The organism is Roseobacter sp. TSBP12, from assembly GCF_009129705.1.
GTDB lineage: Bacteria > Pseudomonadota > Alphaproteobacteria > Rhodobacterales > Rhodobacteraceae > Celeribacter > Celeribacter baekdonensis_A.
This window is the reverse complement of the sequence record NZ_PYIB01000072.1, coordinates 25,820-45,481: the sequence shown is the minus strand read 5'-3', so window position 1 is coordinate 45,481 and position 19,662 is coordinate 25,820. Positions and strand designations below refer to the sequence as shown.

General features: G+C 59.5%; 15 protein-coding genes and 2 pseudogenes. 5 read left to right on the top strand and 12 right to left on the bottom strand.

What is annotated here, in order from left to right; translation table 11 throughout:
- The first annotated feature begins 149 nt into the window (after positions 1 to 149).
- A complete protein-coding gene (locus tag C8029_RS20105; RefSeq protein WP_009570748.1) occupies positions 150 to 1,082 on the top strand; it encodes an L-lactate dehydrogenase in 933 nt (310 codons plus the stop codon).
- A gap of 100 nt (positions 1,083 to 1,182) precedes the next feature.
- Here C8029_RS20105 and C8029_RS20100 read toward each other — a convergent pair whose 3' ends face one another.
- Positions 1,183 to 1,926, bottom strand: coding sequence for an SDR family oxidoreductase (locus tag C8029_RS20100; RefSeq protein WP_009570749.1), 744 nt, complete (start codon positions 1,924 to 1,926; stop codon positions 1,183 to 1,185).
- A gap of 98 nt (positions 1,927 to 2,024) precedes the next feature.
- On the opposite strand from C8029_RS20100, the gene C8029_RS20095 reads away from it, so the two are divergent.
- Positions 2,025 to 2,957, top strand: coding sequence for an AraC family transcriptional regulator (locus tag C8029_RS20095; protein ID WP_009570750.1), 933 nt, complete (start codon positions 2,025 to 2,027; stop codon positions 2,955 to 2,957).
- A gap of 110 nt (positions 2,958 to 3,067) precedes the next feature.
- Here the strand turns inward: C8029_RS20095 and murD are convergent, their stop codons facing one another.
- The 8 genes and pseudogenes from murD to mraZ all read right to left on the bottom strand — a co-directional run bounded on the left by murD (position 3,068) and on the right by mraZ (position 12,378).
- Entirely contained in the window at positions 3,068 to 4,465 is a 1,398-nt protein-coding gene (gene murD / locus C8029_RS20090) for a UDP-N-acetylmuramoyl-L-alanine--D-glutamate ligase (RefSeq protein ID WP_009570751.1), read from the bottom strand.
- 196 nt (positions 4,466 to 4,661) lie between these two features.
- Complete coding sequence (mraY, locus tag C8029_RS20085; protein WP_009570752.1) at positions 4,662 to 5,744, bottom strand: phospho-N-acetylmuramoyl-pentapeptide-transferase; 1,083 nt, start codon at positions 5,742 to 5,744, stop codon at positions 4,662 to 4,664.
- Positions 5,745 to 5,757: 13 nt separating this feature from the next.
- On the bottom strand, positions 5,758 to 7,161 hold the full coding sequence (locus C8029_RS20080; RefSeq protein ID WP_009570753.1) for a UDP-N-acetylmuramoyl-tripeptide--D-alanyl-D-alanine ligase: 1,404 nt from the start codon (positions 7,159 to 7,161) through the stop codon (positions 5,758 to 5,760).
- On the bottom strand, positions 7,158 to 8,630 hold the full coding sequence (locus tag C8029_RS20075; RefSeq protein WP_009570754.1) for a UDP-N-acetylmuramoyl-L-alanyl-D-glutamate--2,6-diaminopimelate ligase: 1,473 nt from the start codon (positions 8,628 to 8,630) through the stop codon (positions 7,158 to 7,160). The genes C8029_RS20080 and C8029_RS20075 overlap by 4 nt, the downstream gene beginning before the upstream one ends.
- Positions 8,631 to 8,709: 79 nt before the next feature.
- Positions 8,710 to 10,508, bottom strand: a pseudogene (locus C8029_RS20070) (peptidoglycan D,D-transpeptidase FtsI family protein).
- Positions 10,505 to 10,861 carry a cell division protein FtsL gene (gene ftsL, locus C8029_RS20065; protein WP_009570756.1) on the bottom strand — a complete coding sequence of 119 codons (357 nt, stop codon included), beginning with the start codon at positions 10,859 to 10,861 and terminating at the stop codon, positions 10,505 to 10,507. Before ftsL ends, C8029_RS20070 begins: the two are co-directional and overlap by 4 nt.
- A gap of 13 nt (positions 10,862 to 10,874) precedes the next feature.
- Positions 10,875 to 11,885, bottom strand: a complete 1,011-nt coding sequence (rsmH, locus tag C8029_RS20060; protein ID WP_009570757.1) for a 16S rRNA (cytosine(1402)-N(4))-methyltransferase RsmH — start codon at positions 11,883 to 11,885, stop codon at positions 10,875 to 10,877.
- A gap of 1 nt (position 11,886) precedes the next feature.
- Positions 11,887 to 12,378: a division/cell wall cluster transcriptional repressor MraZ gene (gene mraZ, locus C8029_RS20055; protein WP_051130588.1), complete on the bottom strand. Its 492-nt coding sequence runs from the start codon at positions 12,376 to 12,378 to the stop codon at positions 11,887 to 11,889.
- A 158-nt stretch (positions 12,379 to 12,536) separates the two neighbouring features.
- Here mraZ and C8029_RS20050 point away from each other — a divergent pair, with 158 nt between their 5' ends.
- Entirely contained in the window at positions 12,537 to 12,779 is a 243-nt protein-coding gene (locus C8029_RS20050) for a hypothetical protein (RefSeq protein WP_009570759.1), read from the top strand.
- A 294-nt stretch (positions 12,780 to 13,073) separates the two neighbouring features.
- On the opposite strand, the gene C8029_RS20045 is transcribed toward C8029_RS20050, so the two are convergent.
- A complete protein-coding gene (locus tag C8029_RS20045) occupies positions 13,074 to 14,168 on the bottom strand; it encodes an Mrp/NBP35 family ATP-binding protein (protein ID WP_009570760.1) in 1,095 nt (364 codons plus the stop codon).
- Between the two features lie 342 nt (positions 14,169 to 14,510).
- On the opposite strand from C8029_RS20045, the gene C8029_RS20040 reads away from it, so the two are divergent.
- Positions 14,511 to 14,726 carry a DUF1127 domain-containing protein gene (locus tag C8029_RS20040; protein ID WP_009570761.1) on the top strand — a complete coding sequence of 72 codons (216 nt, stop codon included), beginning with the start codon at positions 14,511 to 14,513 and terminating at the stop codon, positions 14,724 to 14,726.
- A 427-nt stretch (positions 14,727 to 15,153) separates the two neighbouring features.
- Here C8029_RS20040 and C8029_RS20035 read toward each other — a convergent pair whose 3' ends face one another.
- Positions 15,154 to 16,317: a Hint domain-containing protein gene (locus C8029_RS20035; protein ID WP_152003593.1), complete on the bottom strand. Its 1,164-nt coding sequence runs from the start codon at positions 16,315 to 16,317 to the stop codon at positions 15,154 to 15,156.
- 101 nt (positions 16,318 to 16,418) lie between these two features.
- Complete coding sequence (locus tag C8029_RS20030) at positions 16,419 to 18,926, bottom strand: ATP-dependent helicase (RefSeq protein ID WP_193217699.1); 2,508 nt, start codon at positions 18,924 to 18,926, stop codon at positions 16,419 to 16,421.
- A gap of 171 nt (positions 18,927 to 19,097) precedes the next feature.
- Here C8029_RS20030 and C8029_RS20025 point away from each other — a divergent pair.
- A pseudogene (locus tag C8029_RS20025) lies at positions 19,098 to 19,654 on the top strand (DJ-1/PfpI family protein).
- Positions 19,655 to 19,662 lie beyond the last annotated feature (8 nt).

Here is a 19,662-nt window from a genome sequence, read left to right as displayed (position 1 = left end):
TTGGTGGCGCTGTGCGATCCTTCGCTGACGCCAGATGGCGCCTTGGCACATATCTCGGACTGCGAATTGATCCCGGTCATTGATCCGATGGCGGAACCGCTTCATGGTGGCGCTAACAGATTTTGCAGCGATAGAAGCGGAGACAAAATATGAAAATCGGCATCGTTGGCGCGGGCATGGTCGGATCTGCGGCAGGCTACGCCATTGCGTTGAAAGGCACCGCCAGCAAAATCGTCTTTGTCGATTACAACGCCGCCTTGGCCAAAGCCCAGGCCGAAGACATCGCCCATGCGGTGCCCTTTGCCTCCTCTACCGTGGTCATGGCGGGCGACTATGCCGACCTCAAGGGCGCAAAAGCGGTGATCTTGGCGGCAGGGGTCGGGCAAAAACCGGGTGAAAGCCGATTGCAACTTTTGGCCCGCAACGCCGAGGTGTTTCGGCAAATCATCGGCAAAGTCCTGGATGCCGCGCCCGACGCGGTGTTGTTGATCGCCACCAACCCGGTCGACATCATGACCCAGATCGCCACAGAGCTCTCCGGTCTGCCGCCCACCCGGGTGATCGGCTCGGGCACGATCCTGGACACGGCGCGGTTTCGGCATTTGATCGGTGAACATCTGGGCGTCTCGCCGCGCTCGGTCCACGCCTATGTGCTGGGCGAACATGGCGACAGCGAAGTGTTGTGTTGGTCGTCTGCACGCGCGGGCGCTTTGTCGGTCAAAGAGTTTTCCGCCCAAATGCGCGTGCCTCTCACCGAAGGCATCAAGGCCAAAATCGACGATGGCGTGCGCAACGCCGCCTATACGATCATCAATGGCAAAGGCGCGACATGGTACGGCATCGGGGCCGGGCTTGAGCGGCTGTTCCGCGCCGTGGCGCGCGATGAACAGACGGTTTTATCCGTGTCCATCGTGACGCCAAAGGTCGAAGGCGTGTCCAACGTCGCCCTCTCCCTCCCCCGCATCGTCGGCGCACAGGGCGTGGTTGCAGACCTGTTCCCAGAATTGGATGACGCCGAACACGAAGCCCTTGGGGCGTCGGCGCGATTGCTCAAAACCACATTGGATGCCTTGGAGTATTGAGAGGAATGCGCCGAAGGGTGATTTGGCGCCTTTTTACAAACAGCCAGCGCATCGGCCTGCACCAGTCACCGCAAAAGCAGGGCGACAGGTGCAGGGCGGTTCAACGCGCTTGGGCCAAGGCAACCGCATCGGGACCAGCCGGGAAGTGCAGGCGCCCCGTCTCGTCAATGGCCGCCTGCCACACGGCCTCGGCTACGTCGCTTTCCTTAGTGGTCAGAGCGGGTTTGGCGTAGGCCGCGAAGATCGGCTTGGCAAAATCGGCATAGGCCTCAGGGATCAGGTCAGCGATGTCGAGTTCGGTGTTCTGGGCAAACCGCGTGCTGGGCGCATATCCGGGCTCAACCAGCTTGGCACGAAGACCAAAGGCGGCAAGCTCGTGCGACAGGGATCCGGTAAACCCCTCGATGGCCTGTTTGCTGGCGGTATAGGCCGCCGCCAGAGGCATTGCCGCCAGCGTTGTGCTGGAGGTGACGTTCACGATCACACCCGACCGGCGCGCGCGCATTTGTGGGATCACCGCTTGGACCATGGCCATAGCACCAAGCGTATTGGTCTCGAACACCTTGCGCACATGGGACATCGGCGTGGCCTCAAAGGCACCGACAACCCCGATGCCCGCATTGTTGACCAAAACGTCGATCGGCCCTGCTACGGCAATGGCGGTGCGGATGCTGTCGGGATCGGTCACATCCAGTGCCAGTATGCGGATCCGCTCAGAGGTGGGAAGCACCCCGTCTCGTGGGGTGCGCATCGTCGCAATGACGCTCCAACCCTGGGCGTGAAAGTACCGCGCGGTTTCAAGCCCATAGCCAGATGAGCAGCCCGTGATGAGGACAGTCTTCATGTCAGTCTCCTATGTTTGATGTTGACGAGACCGATATAACCCGCAACATTTGGACGATCATTGGCCTTAAGTCCAAAAATAGTTTGCAATAGTCCACAATGTCCGATCCTCTCGAACAAATCATCCGACTGCTGCGCCCGCGGGCCGTCTTCTCGAAAGGGATCAGCGGCGCGGGGAATTGGGCCGTGCGCTATGCCGCCTTTGGCCATCCCGGCTTTTGCGCGATGACCCTTGGCAGTTGTCTGCTCGCAGTTGACGGAGAAACGACGGTTCTGTTGCAGGAGGGGGATTTCGTCCTGCTACCGGCGACACCGGCCTTCACCATGTCAAGCCTTGAAGTCGCGCCAGGGCGAAAGGTGGAGCCAGCCCGCATGTACACGCCCGGCGTGGAGCTGAGGCATGGGCAGCAAGACGGCCCATCTGACATGCGGCAATTCGGCGGCTATTTTACGTTTGAGTCGCCAGATTCTTCGTTGCTCGTGTCGCTTCTGCCGCGCGTGATCCATATTCGGGGCGTCCCGCGATTGACCCAATTGGTGCGACTGGTCGGCGAGGAGGCAGAACGAGACGATGTCGGCCGCGACATGATCCTGGAGCGATTGGTCGAGATTCTGTTGATCGAAGCGCTCCGGTCGGTATCGGGCAGTACCGCACAACCGGGCCTGTTGCGCGGCTTGGCAGATGACCGGGTGGTGACCGCTCTGCGCCTGATGCATGGCAATGTCGAGCGGAGCTGGACTGCAACTGAGCTTGCCCGCGAAGTCGGCATGTCACGTTCCGCCTTTTTCGAACGGTTTTCCAGGACGGTTGGCGTCACGCCGATGGACTATCTCTTGAGCTGGCGCATGGCCGTTGCCAAGTCGCTGTTGCGAGCGGGTAAGCTGACACTTGACGAGGTGGCAGGCCGGATTGGCTATGGCTCCGCCAGTACTTTCAGCACTGCGTTCAGCCGCCATGTCGGTCAACCGCCGGGCCGCTTCATGCGCAGCGCGTCTCTTTCGAACGACATAAGAACGGCCTCTGCGGTGTAACGGCCGACCGGCATCCTGTCCGTACAGCGGTCCTGCCCCATCTCCACAAGATGGCCCCTTCACGGCCTGAAACCACACCAAAAGCCGAAGGCGGGGCGACCCCGCCCCCGTCACATCAGCTTTTCTACCTCAGCGACAAAGGCGTCGCCACGTTTTTCAAAATTCGGGTATTGGTCAAATGAGGCCGCCGCAGGGGCCAGCAAAACCGTATCGCCCGGCTCCGCCTCGGCGCTCGCTTTGGCCACGGCCACCTCCATGGTTTCGCAAATCTCATAGGGCGTGTCGCCAATTTGCAGCGCGAAATCACGAGCCGAAAAGCCGATGAGATAGGCCTTGGCCACTGCGCCCAAATGCGGCTGCAGCGCCGATATGCCGCCATCTTTGCCCATCCCGCCTGCGATCCAGCGGATGCGGGGAAAGGCTTGCAACGCTTTGGCGGCGGCGTCGACATTGGTCGCCTTGCTGTCGTTCACATAGCGCACATTGTTCAACTCACCCACAAGCTGCGACCGGTGCGGCAGCCCCTTAAAGGACGCCAGCGCCGTTTCGATCACCTTAGGCGGCAGATTCAGCGCCCGCGCGGCGGCATAGGCACAACAGGCGTTTTGATGGTTATGCGCGCCGGGCAGACCCGACATCTCGCGCAGATCAATCGAGGCCGCCTGCCGCCCCTTGCGCCATTCAGACAAAAACCCTTTGCGCGCGAAAATATTCCACCCCGGTCCACCGAGTTTTTGCCCCGAAGACACACGGATCAGGCGGCTGTCCTCAAACCCTTCGACCAATTGATTGGCCAAATAACGGCCCTCATTCTCATCGACGCCAATCACCGCGCGGTCCGGCCCGCCCTCGGCAAACAACCGGCGTTTGGCGGCGAAATACCCGCCCATCCCGCCGTGGCGGTCCAGATGATCCGGCGACAGATTGGTAAACACCGCCACATCGGGGGTGAGCGAGCGGGCAATATCGGTCTGATAGCTCGACAGCTCCAGCACGATCACCTCGCCCTCTTCCGGCGTCTCGATGTCCAAGACGCCACGCCCGATGTTCCCGGCCAATTGGGTGCGATGACCCGCACTCTCGAAAATATGGTGAATGAGCGCCGAGGTGGTGGATTTGCCGTTCGACCCGGTCACCGCAATAACGCGCGGCGGCGTGTCATTGTCCATCCAATCGCCCGCGCCGAGCGAGCGAAAAAACAGCCCGATGTCATTATCGACCGGCACGCCCGCATCCCAGGCCCGCGCGATGATCTTGTTCGGTTCTGGATAAAGATGCGGAATGCCGGGCGAAACGATGAGCGCGGACACGCCCTCGAACGCATCGGCCTTGGTCAGGTCATGGATGGTCAAACCTTCGGCCTCAGCCGTCTCGCGCGCCTCCACCGAGTCGTCCCAACACAGCGCTTCGGCCTCTCCCGCCTCAAGTGCGCGCGCCGTAGCAAGACCAGAGCGCCCCAACCCCAAAACCGCCACCTTGCGGCCCTCATATCCATACACAGGAATCATGTTTTCACCGTCTCTCTCTTTGCGCTGAACTATGTCGCGCGCCAGCTCAAATGACCAGTGGCACAAGAGATCAAAGCCACGCATCTCCATAAGAAAAGGGCAGAGTTGCCCCTGCCCTTCTTTTATCTGAAAATATCCTGGGGTGACTGCGCTTTGCATAGAGGGACCGTGCCCCTCCCCCTGAAATCAAAGCGGCCTACCGCAGTTTCAGCGTCGCCAGACCGATCAACGCAAGCACCAGAGAAATGATCCAGAACCGGATCACGATGGTCGGTTCGGACCAGCCTTTTTTCTCGTAATGGTGATGGATCGGCGCCATCAGGAACACGCGTTTGCCGGTGCGTTTGAAATAGAGCACCTGGATGATCACAGACAGCGCCTCGACCACAAAGAGGCCGCCGACGATCGCCAAAACGATCTCGTGTTTCGTGGCCACAGCAATCGCCCCCAAAGCGCCGCCAAGCGCCAGTGATCCAGTGTCCCCCATGAACACGGCCGCGGGCGGTGCGTTGAACCACAAAAAGCCCAAGCCCCCGCCGATCAAAGCCGCGGTGAACACAAGGATTTCCCCCGTGCCCGGCACATAATGCAGGCCGAGATAATCGGTAAAATCGACCCGGCCGACAACATAGGCAATCGCGCCCAGCGTCGCCGCCGCGATCATCACCGGCATGATCGCAAGACCATCGAGGCCATCGGTCAGGTTGACCGCATTGGCCGCGCCCACGATGACGATCATCGCGAAAGGGATGAAGGCGAAGGACATATTGACCAAGACATCTTTGAACACCGGAAGGGCCAATTGATAGGCCAATTCATCCGGGTGCACCATCGAGGCCCAGATTGCGGCAATCGCAGCAATCAGAAACCCAAGACCCAAACGGACCTTGCTTGAAACGCCTTTGGTGTTGGCTTTGGAGACTTTCGCATAGTCATCCGCGAACCCGATCAGGCCATAGCCATAGGTCACGAACAGCACGATCCAGACATAGGGATTGTCGAGCCGTGCCCACAAAAGCGTCGAAAGCAACAGCGCGGTCAGGATCAAAAGCCCGCCCATCGTCGGCGTGCCTGCCTTGGCGAAATGGGTTTCGGGACCGTCATCGCGGATCGGCTGACCCTTGCCCTGACGGCGGCGCAGCATGTTGATCAAGGGGCGACCAAAGAGCATCGCAAAGATCAAAGAGGTGAAAAACGCGCCGCCCGACCGCATGGTGATATAGCGAAAGAGGTTGAAAACATCGCCCCCGTCGGACAGTCCGGTTAACCAATACAGCATCTGTGTTTACCTCTTATGCGTCGTTGGGCAGGCCGTGCCCCAATTTGCGCAGCGCGTCAACCAGTAGGCTGACTTTTGCGCCTTTCGAGCCTTTGATCAGGACGACATCGCCCGGCCCAACCAAGGTGTTGAGCGCCTCACGCGCCTCTGTCGCGGTCTCAAACCACGCACCACGCCGCGCCTCTGGCAAGGCCTCATACAGTCCGCGCATCAGCGGCCCGACACAATGCACCACGTTGATCACTGCAAACCATGGCAGAGTGGCGAGGCCTTTGTGGATCGCCGTTTCTTGCGGACCCAATTCCAACATATCGCCCAAAATCGCCACCCGCCGCCCGCCTGTATTGGGCGTGGCTTTGGCCAAGACCTCAAGCGCTGCGCCCATCGAGGTTGGGTTGGCGTTGAACGCGTCGTCAATCAATTCAATCGGCGCGCCCATCGGCAAGCCTACCGTTTCGCGCGCGCCCCGGCCCGCAGGCGGGGCCCAAAGCGTCAAATCCCGTGCCGCCTGTGCCACATCTGCGCCAAGCGCATAGACCACGGCCAAACATCCCACCGCATTGGCGGCAAAATGACGACCGGCGGTGGAAAGGCGAAAGTCGAGGCTTTGGGTGTCGATCTCCGCATGGGCCAAGGTTGCCCCGTCCTCAAGATCGACAGAGATCAACCGCGCGGCACAGGCCTCGTCTTCGCCAAACCGGATCATGTCGCCGGACCAGGCCGCGGCCAAAATATCGGTGACAGCCAGATCACCATTGATCACCGCCACGCCATTGGGTTCCAGCCCCTCAAAGATCGCGGCCTTTTCATGGGCAATACCTTCGATATTCTCGAAGGCCGCCAAATGCGCCGGGGCCACCGTGGTGATCATCGCCACATCGGGGCACGCCATACGGGCCAAAGGAGCAATCTCGCCGGGATGGTTCATCCCGATCTCAAGCACGGCAAATTCTGTGTCGCGCGGCATCCGCGCCAAGGTCAAAGGCACGCCCCAATGATTGTTGTAACTGGCCTCGGCGGCGTGGGTTTTGCCCTGTTGGCTGAGGATCGCGCGCAGCATTTCTTTCGTCGAGGTTTTGCCCACCGAGCCGGTGACGCCAATCACCTTGCCCGCCACGCGGGCGCGGGCGGCAACGCCCAGACGTTCGAGCGCGGGCAAAACATCGTTGACAATCAACAGCGGCGCATTCTCCGTGACGCCTTTGGGCAAGCGCGACACCAAAGCCGCCGCAGCGCCTTTGGCCAAAGCCTGCGCCACAAAGTCATGACCGTCGCGGACATCGGCCAGAGCGACGAACAAATCCCCCGGCTGGATCGTGCGGGTGTCAATCGAAATGCCTGTGATCTCAAAACCTTGCGTGGCGTGGCCGCCCGTGGCCGCCACCGCCTCATCCGAGGTCCATAAAACCCCGTTCACAGCGCGCCATCCAATGCAGACACCGCCAGCGATGCCTGTTCAACATCATCAAACGGGAAAATATCGTCGCCAATCACCTGCCCGCTCTCATGGCCTTTGCCACAAATCAACAGGGCATCACCGGGCTGCAACGCATCGACACCGCGCAGGATCGCCTCGGCGCGATCCGCCACTTCCATCGCATCGGGCGCGCCCGCCATGACCTCGGCGCGGATCGCGGCGGGGTCTTCGGAGCGGGGATTGTCATCGGTGATGATCACCAGATCGGCGTGTTCTTGTGCCGCGCGGCCCATCAACGGGCGTTTCGTTTTATCCCGATCGCCACCCGCACCAACGATGGCAATGATCCGGCCCATGACATGCGGGCGCAGCGCCTGGATCGCGGTGGCAACCGCGTCGGGCGTATGGGCGTAATCGACAAACACCGCCGAGCCGTTGCCGCGCGTCGCCGCGTGTTGCATCCGTCCGCGCACGCCTGTGAGTTCGGGCAGACAGGAAAACACTTCCTCCGGGTCGGCGCCCGAGGCCATGACCAAACCCGCCGCAGCCAAGACGTTTTCGGCCTGAAATCCGCCAATCAGATCAAGCCGGATTTGATAGATATTGCCCACGAAATCGACGCGCAGGTCCTGCCCCGTCGGGTCAAAGCGTTGCCCCATGACGCGCAGATCGGCAGCATCCGAACGCCCAACCCGCATCACATCAATGCCGCGCTCAGCACAGAGGCCCTCGATCTCCATCCCGCGCGCATCGTCAATATTGACCACGGCCACGCCGTCTTCGGGCAAAATCCGCGTAAACAACCCGGCTTTGGCGGCAAAATAGGCTTCGAACGTGGCGTGATAATCCAGGTGGTCTTGGGTGAAATTGGTAAATGCCGCCGCCGTCAAGCCGACCCCATCCAAACGGCGCTGTGCCAGACCGTGGCTCGACGCCTCCATCGCGCCATGGGTGACGCCCGCGTTTGCGGCCTCCGACAACATCCGGTGCAAAGTGATCGGTTCGGGCGTGGTGTGCGGGCTTGGGGCCTGCCAATCGCCTTCGACACCGGTGGTGCCGATGTTGATCGCGCGCATGCCCAAAATCTGCCAAATCTGCCGGGTGAAGGTCGCCACCGAGGTTTTGCCATTGGTGCCGGTGACCGCCACCATGACCTCCGGTTGGCGGCCATAATAAAGCGCTGCGGCATAGGCCAGCGCCTGACGCGGGTCTTCCACAACGACCAAGGCGGGATCGTGATCTTTGATCGCATCCTGCGCGATGCGCGCACCTTCGGGATCGGTCAAAATCGCCCGCGCGCCCATACGCAACGCAATTTGCACAAACTCCGCCCCATGCGCGCGCGCGCCGGGCAAAGCGGCGAACAAATGCCCTTCCATGGTCTGCCGACTGTCAACAGAAAGGCCGGTGATCGTACACTCCCGCCCGCCCTGCGCGGTCAATCCAAGCTCGGATAGCGTTTTCATCATGGCAACACCCGCCCTTTTTTGCGACTTTGGTTTCGATTTGATCCGCATAAAGACCCGAACGGGATCAAAGCAAAACGCTTTAACGTGATGCGGTCAGTGTTAGCGCAGCTTGGGCACCGGTTTCAATCTCGGGTCGCAGCCCCATCAACGGCGCGGTGCGACGGATCACCTCAGCGGCAACCGGCACGGCGGTCCAACCGGCAGTGCGGCGCGGTTTGGGTCCTGAGGTGTCAGAGGCCTCATCCATGGTCACGATCAGCACATATTTCGGGTTTTCCGCCGGAAAGATCGACGCAAAGGTGTTGATGTTGCGGTCGTCATAATAGCCGCCCGTCGGTTTGGGCTTGTTCGCCGTGCCGGTTTTGCCAGCGACATGATAGCCCGGCACCTCGGCAAAACTGGCCGTACCAGCCGGGTTTGACACCACTTGGCGTAGCATGGACCGCGCCGCGATTGAGACCTCTTCGCGCACGACGCGCGGGCCTTTGGGGGTAAAACCCGTGCGCTTGATCAAGGTCGGCTCCACCCGTGTGCCGCCATTGAGCACAGAGGCATAGGCGGTGGCCAGATGCAACGGCGAGGCCGACAGACCGTGACCGAACCCGATGGTGAGTGTCGAAAGCTCTGACCAATGCGGCGGCAAAAGCGGCTTGCCCGAGGGGGCCTCGGACAGTTCCACCGGGGTGGCTTCGAAAAACCCCAGCGATTTGAGAAAGCTCTGTTGCCGCTCCACCCCGATTTGCTGTGCCACATGCGCGGTCGCCACGTTCGAGGATTTGACGATCATGTCATTGAGCTCAACATCGGCCCGTAGTTGTGGCCCTCGAATTCGCCAATGGTATATTTACCCCAGCGAAACGGCGGCTTGGCCTCAATCAACGTATCCGGGGTGGCGATGCCGATTTCCATCGCCTGAGCGGCGGCAAAGATTTTAAAGGTCGAGCCAAGCTCATAGACCCCCTGCACCGCACGGTTGAACCGCGGGTTTTCGCCGTCTTTTTGCCCGGCAAAGGTCGGGCGTGAATTGGGGTCGAAATCCGGCAGCGACACCATGGCGATGATCTCGCCGGTCTGCGCGTCCATCATCACGGCGGCCGCACCCTTGGCATCCAACATCCGCATCCCGCCATAGAGCACTTCGCGCACGGTCGATTGCACCGTCAGATCAATCGACAATTGCAGCGGTTTGTCGCCATTCGACGGATCGCTCAGATAGCTGTCACGCGCCTTTTCAATGCCGGACTGGCCTACGATCTCGGCACTCATCACGCCCTCGCGGCCAAATTTAGTGCCGCCCAAAATATGCGCCGCCAATTTGCCATTGGGGTAAAGCCGCTCTTCGCGCGGGCCAAACAACAGTCCCGGCTCACCGATGTCATGCACGGCCTGTTGTTGTTCAGGGGCGATTTTTTTCTTGATCCACAGGAACTTACGCTTGCCGGTGAAATCTCGGATCAACCGATCTTGATCAAGATCTGGAAAGATACGCACCAATTCTTGTGCGGCATGCACCGGGTCGATCATCTCTTGCGGTTGGGCGTAAAGCGAATTGGTCACCCGGTTGGTGGCCAGAATGCGCCCGTTGCGGTCCACAATATCGGCACGCTGTGCCAAGATCGGTGTGCCCGAGGCTTCGGCGCGCGGTTCTTCGGGCACAGTGGCCGAGACCTGCCCCATTTTGAGACCGACGACAACAAAAGCCGAGACGAAACACAGACCCAACACCAAAAGCCGCCCTTCGGCACGCAACCGCGAACTGTCGCGCATCTCTTCGTGGCGCAAACGCAGGTTTTCGCGCTCGATCGCGTCGGGGTTTTCACCTTTGGAGCGGGCAGACAGAACACGGGCCAGAGGGCGTAAAGGGGTTCGTATGCTCATGGCTCAATCACCTCCAAAGAGCCCACCACATCGACGGGATTGCTCAGTTCCAACAAAAGGTCTTCTTTGACCGGAAAGCTGATCTGATCGACACGACCGAATTGTTCGGGCAAAAACGGCAAAAGACCCAGCCGGTCAAAGTTGATCTCCGCCAGATCACGCAGACGTTCGGGACGATTCAGATAGGCCCATTCGGCCTTGAGCACGGCCAATTCTTCGCGCTGATGACCAATCTCACGTTGGATTTGGCTGACATCACGCAGCACCTGTTGCGTCGCATAGTTTTCCTGGTAGGCCCAAAAGGCCAACCCCATAACCATCAGAGCAGAAACGATAAAATAAAAGCTACGCATCTCTCACCGGGCCTCACCTTGAACTGACTACGGATTTCGGTAGCCCCAAATCGGACCGATCCACATCGAGGGCCGGCGCATCCGTGCGCCGCGCAACCCGAAGCCGCGCCGAGCGGGCACGCGGGTTGTCTACCAACTCGTCTTCATCGGGACCGATTGCTTTGGACAACTGCTCAAATCCGGGCGTTTTCGCCTCTTGAACCGGGGCATAGCGCGAGCCGCCCCCACCCGTCGAGGCTCTCTGTTGCAAAAACCGTTTGACAACACGGTCTTCGAGCGAATGAAAACTGACAACCGCCAATTGCCCGCCCGGTTTGAGCGCGCGTTCGGCCGCCTCTAACCCTTCGATCAGCTCGCCGAACTCGTCGTTCACGGCAATGCGAATGGCCTGAAACGTGCGTGTCGCCGGGTGGCTTTGACCCGGTTTCTTGCGTGGCAAAAGCCGCTCGATCAGCCCCGCCAATTGCAACGTGGTTTCAAACGGCGCTTTTTCCGTGCGATCCTTCACAATGGCACGGGCGATTTTACGCGACTGCTTTTCTTCGCCGTAATGAAACAGCACCGCCGCGATTTCGCCCTCATCCGCCGTGTTGACAAACTCCGCCGCGGTCATGCCGTCTTGCGACATGCGCATGTCCAACGGCCCGTCGCGCATGAACGAAAAACCGCGTTCGGCAATGTCGAGCTGCATGGACGAGACGCCCAAATCCAACACCACCCCGTCGAGGTCCGAGGCATAGTCATCGAGTTTGGAAAACGTGCCGAGGACCAATTTGATCTTGCCCGCATAGGGCGGCTCATTGATCCAGCTTTGCGCCATCTCATGCGCCAAAGGATCGCGGTCGACACCGTAGACCATCTCCGCACCCTCGGCGATCAGGCCTTTGGTATAGCCGCCCGCGCCAAAGGTGCCATCCAACCAACGGCCATGGATCGGCGCGCATTCGCGCAGCAACGGGCGTAACAGAACGGGAATATGGGGCTTTTTGTCAGGTGCTGCGACGGGAGGGATGTCCGTGGTCATGTCAGACCCCCATATCGTCCAAAAGACTCAGAGGATCGAAATCATCCCCCTGCTCTTCCAGCCATTTTTCCGTCACAGCGGCATCAACCGCGGCATGGGTTTCGGGCTTCCAAATCTCAAAGGTCTCGCCCAGCCCAGCGAAATAGGCGGTACCATCGAGTTCGATCTTGTCGCGCAACGGCTGCGGCAACACCAAACGGCCATCGGCATCGACTTCGGTCGGACGGGCGCGGTTGAGGATCATGCGCTCCATGATCTTGCGCTTTTCCGATCCGCGTGGGAGCGCGGCAATATCGGCGGCAAGGCGGCGATAGCCGTCATAGGTGTGCACGATGAGTTGTTTTTGTTTGTCATGGCCATAGACGATGACCATGCGCGGGCGCCCGGATTGCGCGGCAAGGGGGTCGCCCTCTTCGAGTTCACGACGAAAATCGGCAGGGATCGACACGCGTCCCTTTCCGTCCACCTTAAAGGTGTGTTCGCCAATGAACATGCCGGCCACGCGGCGCTCCTTTACCTGTCCCACCCCAATGTCGGGGCCTTTGAATGCGAAACGGCGGACCGAGCTGCTGCCACTGCTCGATCCGCCGCCCTCGTCCCGGTATCCGGGCTGTCCGACTGCGCGCGCCATCTGGGGGGATGTCTGCTCGCATGCGCGTCGAATCTCTTTGTACGGATGAAAGCGGGGCCTGTATGAAACCTGACTTTGGGGTTTTGTTTGCGGTCTTGAATGCGCCGCTCATTCCCGTCTCATCTGATGCATTCAACTTGCCACGGGAATTCATGGTAATCAATGGATTTCTTACACACAGCCCCCAGATGTTGCCCACAGGGCTGGATGAAAACCAGATGTTGCACCCCGAGATCACAGGTACTTTACCGCATATTGGTTAAGAGCAGATCAATCTAACTACATATAGACAAAAAGGAAGCCGCCGCCGCACAGATCAGAGGAGCGAAAAAATCCACATACCCCCAGCGAAATCACAAAACTCCACCGAGTTATCCACAGGCAAGTGATTCGCCGTGAGGATGAATTGAGCTAAGGCACCCGTGAAATGCCCTGAATTCCCAAAAGTGCCATGAAATCCCACCGCCCCCATGAAATCCCAAAAGGCGGCTGCGCAGCCCAAACAAAAACGCGCGGAGCCCTCGCCCCGCGCGTGTCAAACCCCATGAAAGAGATGATCAGGCCATGCCACCCGCAACCAAGCGCTGCGCCAGTTGCATATAGGGTTCGGCCAGCGGACTGTCGGTCGCGGCAATCGGCACACCCTCATCCCCCGCAATCCGCGCCTCAAGCGCCAAAGGCAATTGCGCCAAGAACGGCACACCGATTTTTTCGGCCTCTTCCGCCACGCCGCCATGGCCAAAAATATGCGCCTCATGGCCGCAGTTCGGACAGATATACATCGACATGTTTTCGATCAGCCCCAGCACCGGCACGTTCAATTTGTTGAACATCGAAATCCCGCGCCGCGCATCCATCAAGGCCACATCCTGCGGTGTCGAGACCACAAGCGCGCCGGTCAGCTCGGTTTTTTGCCCCAGCGTGAGCTGTACATCGCCGGTGCCGGGCGGCATGTCGATCAGAAGCACATCCAGCTCGCCCCAAGCCACCTGACCCAACATCTGTTGCATCGCGCCCATCAACATCGGGCCACGCCAGACCACAGCCTCGCCATCCGGGATCATGAATCCGATCGACATCAAGGTGACGCCATGGGCATGCAGAGGCTCGATGGTTTCGCCATCAGGAGACGCGGGACGTTTGTTCACCCCCATCATCCGCGGCTGTGATGGGCCATAGATGTCCGCATCCAAAAGCCCGACCTTGCGGCCCATTTTGGCCAAAGCGACGGCGAGGTTGGCGGAAACGGTGGACTTACCCACGCCGCCCTTGCCCGAGGCAATGGCGATGACGTTTTTGACGCCAGCGGGTTTGGTCTTGCCTTGCTGCGGCGTTGGGTGGCGGCCAATTTTCAGGCTGGGCGGCTCCTTGCCAGTCGCGGCGGGCGGCGGTGTAGAGCCCGCCGGACCATGGGCAGTCATCACGATGGAGACCTTGCCAACCCCCTCCAAGGCCTCAAGCCGTGCTTTGGCCTCGGCCTCAACCCCGGACCAGGCGCGCGCCGCAGTCGCATCGGGGGCTTCAATAACGAAACGCACCACGTCCCCCTCAACATTCAGGGCGCGCACACGGTCGGACTCCACGAGATTCGTGCCATCAGGCAAAACAATGCCCCTCAAGACCGTCATGATACTGTCGTGTTCTACGGGCATAGATCTTATCCCTCTTTTGCTCTCCCTCCGAAATAGGCCCTTTGCTGACCCAATTCCACCACTCAATCTGCCGCTTTTCGCCCCACCCCACTGGCCGTGCAATCCTGACGTGTAAATAGGTCAGCATGGGTCATGCATTTTCTGCATGGCAGCATTGACGAGGCAAGGGATTGTGCATTCGCAGCAATTCCCCCAAATTGTACTCAAGCAACGAGCGACAGCGCCAAAGCCCAAACCGCTTTAAACCAGCCCCGCAGGGTGGTTCGCAAAGCGGGACCGGCCAAAGTCAGATCGCACTCACTCCGGGCAAATTGCCCGAACGCATACTAAGGTTAAAGTCACATGACTTACGCAAACGACATTCGCAGCGCCGCACCGGCCTCCTCCGCTTCTTTCGGCGGTCTGTTCAAATCTTTGGCAGAACGGTTCGCACGCTACAAAGTCTACCGCGAAACAGTGCTCGAGCTGTCCGGTCTGACCGACCGTGATCTGGCCGATCTGGGCATGTCCCGCGCATCGATTAACGCTGTGGCCTACGAGGCCGCTTACGGCAAATAAGTTTACGACATCACGGCCCTTCCTCCTCCCTGGGCCCTGATAAAAGCGGCGGCGTCTCTCCTCCTCCCTGACGTCGCCGCGCAGATACCGGAATTTGGGGTTCTTCCTCCTCCCTTGGACCCCAAAGACCAGAGCGGCGATGCTTCCTCCTCCCTGCATCGTCGCACCTATACCGGGCGAAAGCCCTCGATATGCGGTCTCTCTTCCTCCTCCCTGAGGGGCCGTTACTGAAGGCGGCGGTGTCTTCCTCCTCCCTGACACCGCCGCATTTCTTTCTGATACGGGTCCATCTCCTCCCTCGTGGCCCGCATACCGAGACACCCGCGCCCTCCTCCTCCCTGGCGCGGGTGTTTTCATGTCTGGCCTTTGGAATTTTGAAATGTCGGATGAGCGCCGTTTGCGCTTTTCCTGGCTCGGCAAAAAGGCTTTAGACGTGGAGCGCGTCCGACTCTGTCACACTCTCAAACGCGGGCAAACCTCCGCCCGCCCGTCCCGGCCCCTTCAACAGATCCAAATGATAAGGCCGGCTGTGCTTGCGCCCCGGCGACAAGAACAGTTTTGGTTTCTGTCTGATATGGCCCGAAATCTGCGCCAAAAGCGCGTGCCCCTCTCGCACAGACAAAAACCGTCGGGCCGGAGTTTGCGCGCCTGACAGGCCCAAAACCCCCATCAGAGTTTCAGCCGCACCACTTTCAGGCGCGCCTTTTGGCGTGACAGATGCTGTATCCATAACCTCGCAGGCCACTTGACCAAGATAAAGGCTTTCACACACCACGTCCTGACAGGAAATCAACTCATGACGCGTAAACAACAGATGTACATAGGTGATACTGTCCCGCGGTCGCAGCCGCACTTGGGTGCCGTCTACGAAGGAAACCGCTGGCAATAGCGCCTGAGAAACACCGTGTTTTTGCACCACCTCGTCACCCTGCACCAGCACCCGGTGATGTTGACTGACACAAAGCGGGCCAGAATTCCCAATCGCACCGGGTTCAAACACCACGGGCGCATGGCGCCCCCATCCGCGCACGTCGCGGGCCGCGACCCAACGCACCTCTTGCGGGCCATGATCATGGGTCAAAACCCAATCACCGGGGCGAATGTGCGCCACAGGCATCGGCCCGGACGGGGTGTCGATCGGCATGGAGGCCTCGAAACACACAGCTTGATAGGTGGTGGCCGAATTTATATCGGTATTATAAAATTCAGGCGGTTGTCCGCCCACGAAATGGTTGAAATACCATGTTTCAAGATCAAATTCGGGGGTCCAGACCACTTGGGTCAGATCGCCGTTGCTGTCATAGCCTTCAAACACCACGGCAAATCCTTCGTCGCCGTCATAATTGATATAGTCGGATCGAACGACCGTCGCATTTTCGATGGTATCGCCACCCTGCCCTGAAAAGGTCAACGTATAAGTGTCGCCGGGGGAAAAGATGAACGGGCTGTCATCACCCGGTTGCGATTCGATGATCAGGCTATTGGTCGAGGTGGGCGGGTAGTCAAATTTCGAATGACCCGGCGACGAATTCACGTTCGACCCGGTTGACGCCGCAAATTGGCTGTCGATTGCAGTGATGGTTATCGTCATCGTCCTGTCACCCGCTGTGGATGACAGAACGCTAAGTCAGCACGGTTAAAATCCAGATAATTCTAACGCATATCGCGGCCAATGCGGTTCAAAATGGCGGTTCAAAATGGCACATCAGAGGCCTTTTCAGCGGGCAAGACAAAGCCCGCCACCAGCTTTTTCAAACCGGAATGATCGAACTCAATGGCAAGCTTGTCGCCCTCGATCTCCATCACCTCGCCATAGCCGAATTTTTTGTGGAACACCCGGTCGCCAATGGCAAAGGCAACAACGGCTTTTGCATCGATCACGGTGGGATGTTTGCCGATGGATTGCGCCACGCCGCGTTGTCCGGCTTTGGCCTGCTGGCCGCGGCTCTGCATCCGTCGCCAGCCGGGGGACTCATAGGCATCGGCATTGGACACGCGATCATGAAAGGAGGCACGCGGCAGGTCATCGTCCCGATGTCCGCCCATCGAGCCGAAGCCGCCCGGCGTGTTTGACAGCCCCGAAGGCGTCATGACGTCCACATGATCGACCGGCAATTCGTCGATAAACCGCGAGGCCAGTTGCGATTGCCATTGGCCATAAACGCGCCGGTTGGCGGCAAAGGTGATGGTGCAAAGTTCCTCGGCGCGGGTGATGCCGACATAGGCCAGACGGCGCTCTTCTTCGAGCCCCTTGAGGCCGCTTTCATCCATCGAACGCTGTGATGGGAAAAGCCCTTCTTCCCACCCTGGCAGGAACACGACAGGAAACTCAAGCCCCTTGGCCCCGTGCAGGGTCATGATGGTGACTTTCTCGCCATCCTTGCCGCTATCATTGTCCATGATCAGAGCGACGTGTTCCAAGAACCCGGCGAGATTATCAAATTGCTCCAAGGCCTTGACGAGTTCCTTGAGGTTCTCAAGCCGCCCCGGCGCCTCCGGCGTTTTGTCGTTTTGCCACATGGCGGTGTAGCCGGATTCATCCAAGATCATTTCGGCCAGTTCAATGTGGCTGATCTCGGCGGGTTCATAACTCACGTCCTCCACCACCGCGTCCTCATCGGCCACGCCGGGGTAACGGATTTGTTGCGCGCAAAGCCCGGACCAGCGGTCGAGATCGGCCAAAAGCCCCGCGACACCAGACTTGGCTTTGCCCTTGAGCAGCCCATCGGCGATGGCGATTCGCGCGCCTTCGACAAGGTTCACACCATTCGAGCGCGCCGCGATTTGGATGTCCTGCAAAGCCTTATCGCCCACCCCACGTTTGGGCGTGTTGATGATGCGCTCAAAGGCCAGATCGTCCTCGGGCGAAATCACCACGCGGAAATAGGCCATCGCATCGCGGATCTCCATCCGCTCATAGAATCGCGGCCCACCAATGACCCGGTACGGCAGACCGATGGACAAAAACCGATCCTCAAAGGCCCGCATTTGATGCGAAGCGCGCACGAGGATGGCCATGTCGTCAAGGGAGAATTGCCGCAACCGGGAGCGCGAGCCGCCATGCATCGCCTCGATCTCTTCCCCGACCCAGCGCGCCTCTTCTTCGCCGTCCCAATGGCCGATAAGGCGCACCTTTTCGCCCTCGGTCTCGGCGGTCCAAAGCTCTTTGCCAAGGCGGTCCCGATTGCCCGCGATCACCGACGAGGCGGCGGCCAGAATATGCGGGGTGGAGCGGTAGTTTTGTTCCAGACGCACGACTTTGGCGCCGGGAAAATCCTTTTCAAACCGCAAGATATTGCCCACCTCGGCCCCGCGCCAGCCATAGATCGACTGATCGTCATCGCCAACGCAACAGATGTTTTTATGTCCGCCCGCCAAAAGCCGCAGCCATAGATATTGGGCGACGTTGGTATCTTGGTACTCGTCCACGAGGATGTATTTGAACCAACGCTGATATTGCTCCAACAGATCCGGGCGGCTTTGGAAAATCGTCACCATATGCAAGAGGAGATCGCCGAAATCCACCGCATTGAGGGTTTGAAGGCGGGCTTGATATTGGGCGTATAATTTCGGACCGCGATCATCAAACGCCGCCGCTTCGGACCCCGGCAGGGTCTTTGGCGTCAGCGCGCGGTTTTTCCACCCGTCGATGATTCCGGCCAACTGCCGTGCGGGCCAGCGTTTTTCGTCCATGCCTGAGGCAATGATCAGTTGCTTCATCAAACGGACCTGATCATCCGTGTCCAAAATCGTAAAATTCGATTTCAGCCCAACCATCTCAGCATGACGGCGCAACAGTTTGACGCAGACCGAGTGAAAGGTGCCAAGCCAAGGCATCCCCTCAATCGTGTGGCCCATCAGACCCGCGACCCGTTCTTTCATCTCGCGCGCCGCCTTGTTGGTAAAGGTCACGGCGAGGATTTCGTTCGGACGCGCCCGCCCGGTGTTCAAAAGATGCGCGATGCGGGCAGTGAGCGCCTTGGTCTTGCCAGTGCCCGCGCCCGCGAGCATCAGGACGGGACCGTCCAAGGCCTCAACAGCGGCCCGTTGGGCGGGGTTGAGACCGCCCAGATAATCCATGGGACGCGCACCCATGGCCCCCTGCATCGCCAGTTGCGACAGGGATTGACCCGAGGACGGGTCCGCGGAGGGGCGGGTGACGGCCGCCTCGAAGGCGTCATCTTCATTGAAACTGCTCATGCGCATAACGATACAGAAGAGCCACGCCGAGGAAAAGCACGTTCTTTATATGTTCTCATCACAACGGACATCTTTCCGGCGCGCCTCACCGTAGTATCCCCATAACACCCACGCCCGCCCGCTCTGACCTAGGCTGATCGCACAACATCGACAGTCACGGGAGGAGAGACGATGGCCAAAATTCTCATGATCACAGGTGATTTCACCGAAGACTACGAAACCATGGTGCCGTTCCAGTGCCTTTTGGCCTGCGGACATACGGTGGATGCGGTGTGTCCCGGCAAAGCCGCCGGAGAGACGGTGAAAACCGCGATCCACGACTTTGAGGGCGACCAGACCTATACGGAAAAGCCCGGTCACAACTTTGCGCTGACCGCAACCTATGCGGAGATTGACGCGTCCGATTACGATGCTTTGGTCATTCCGGGCGGACGGGCGCCGGAGTATTTGCGCCTTGATGCCTCGGTGCTGGACATGATCCGGCATTTCTTTGAGGCGAACAAACCCGTGGCTTCGATCTGTCATGGCGCACAGCTTTTGGCCGCAGCGGGGTGTTGAAAGATCGGACCTGTTCCGCCTATCCCGCCTGTTCCTTTGAGGTCACAGCCGCCGGGGGCACCTATGCCGACATCGCGGTGAGCGCCGCCGTCACCGACGGCAATCTGGTCACCGCGCCTGCTTGGCCCGCCCACCCTGACTGGCTCGCGCAGTTTATGAAATTGCTGTAAGATCGAGG

What these genes read in the sequence shown, in the direction of transcription:
- ftsL (WP_009570756.1), bottom strand. Translation starts at nt 10,861, where the DNA reads ATGCGTAGCTTTTATTTTATCGTTTCTGCTCTGATGGTTATGGGGTTG.
- murD (WP_009570751.1), bottom strand. Translation starts at nt 4,465, where the DNA reads ATGATTCCTGTGTATGGATATGAGGGCCGCAAGGTGGCGGTTTTGGGG.
- mraY (WP_009570752.1), bottom strand. Translation starts at nt 5,744, where the DNA reads ATGCTGTATTGGTTAACCGGACTGTCCGACGGGGGCGATGTTTTCAAC.
- C8029_RS20050 (WP_009570759.1), top strand. Translation starts at nt 12,537, where the DNA reads ATGCGCGTCGAATCTCTTTGTACGGATGAAAGCGGGGCCTGTATGAAA.
- C8029_RS20035 (WP_152003593.1), bottom strand. Translation starts at nt 16,317, where the DNA reads ATGACGATAACCATCACTGCAATCGACAGCCAATTTGCGGCGTCAACC.
- C8029_RS20105 (WP_009570748.1), top strand. Translation starts at nt 150, where the DNA reads ATGAAAATCGGCATCGTTGGCGCGGGCATGGTCGGATCTGCGGCAGGC.
- C8029_RS20100 (WP_009570749.1), bottom strand. Translation starts at nt 1,926, where the DNA reads ATGAAGACTGTCCTCATCACGGGCTGCTCATCTGGCTATGGGCTTGAA.
- mraZ (WP_051130588.1), bottom strand. Translation starts at nt 12,378, where the DNA reads ATGTTCATTGGCGAACACACCTTTAAGGTGGACGGAAAGGGACGCGTG.
- C8029_RS20095 (WP_009570750.1), top strand. Translation starts at nt 2,025, where the DNA reads ATGTCCGATCCTCTCGAACAAATCATCCGACTGCTGCGCCCGCGGGCC.
- C8029_RS20040 (WP_009570761.1), top strand. Translation starts at nt 14,511, where the DNA reads ATGACTTACGCAAACGACATTCGCAGCGCCGCACCGGCCTCCTCCGCT.
- rsmH (WP_009570757.1), bottom strand. Translation starts at nt 11,885, where the DNA reads ATGACCACGGACATCCCTCCCGTCGCAGCACCTGACAAAAAGCCCCAT.
- C8029_RS20030 (WP_193217699.1), bottom strand. Translation starts at nt 18,926, where the DNA reads ATGAGCAGTTTCAATGAAGATGACGCCTTCGAGGCGGCCGTCACCCGC.
- C8029_RS20045 (WP_009570760.1), bottom strand. Translation starts at nt 14,168, where the DNA reads ATGCCCGTAGAACACGACAGTATCATGACGGTCTTGAGGGGCATTGTT.
- C8029_RS20075 (WP_009570754.1), bottom strand. Translation starts at nt 8,630, where the DNA reads ATGATGAAAACGCTATCCGAGCTTGGATTGACCGCGCAGGGCGGGCGG.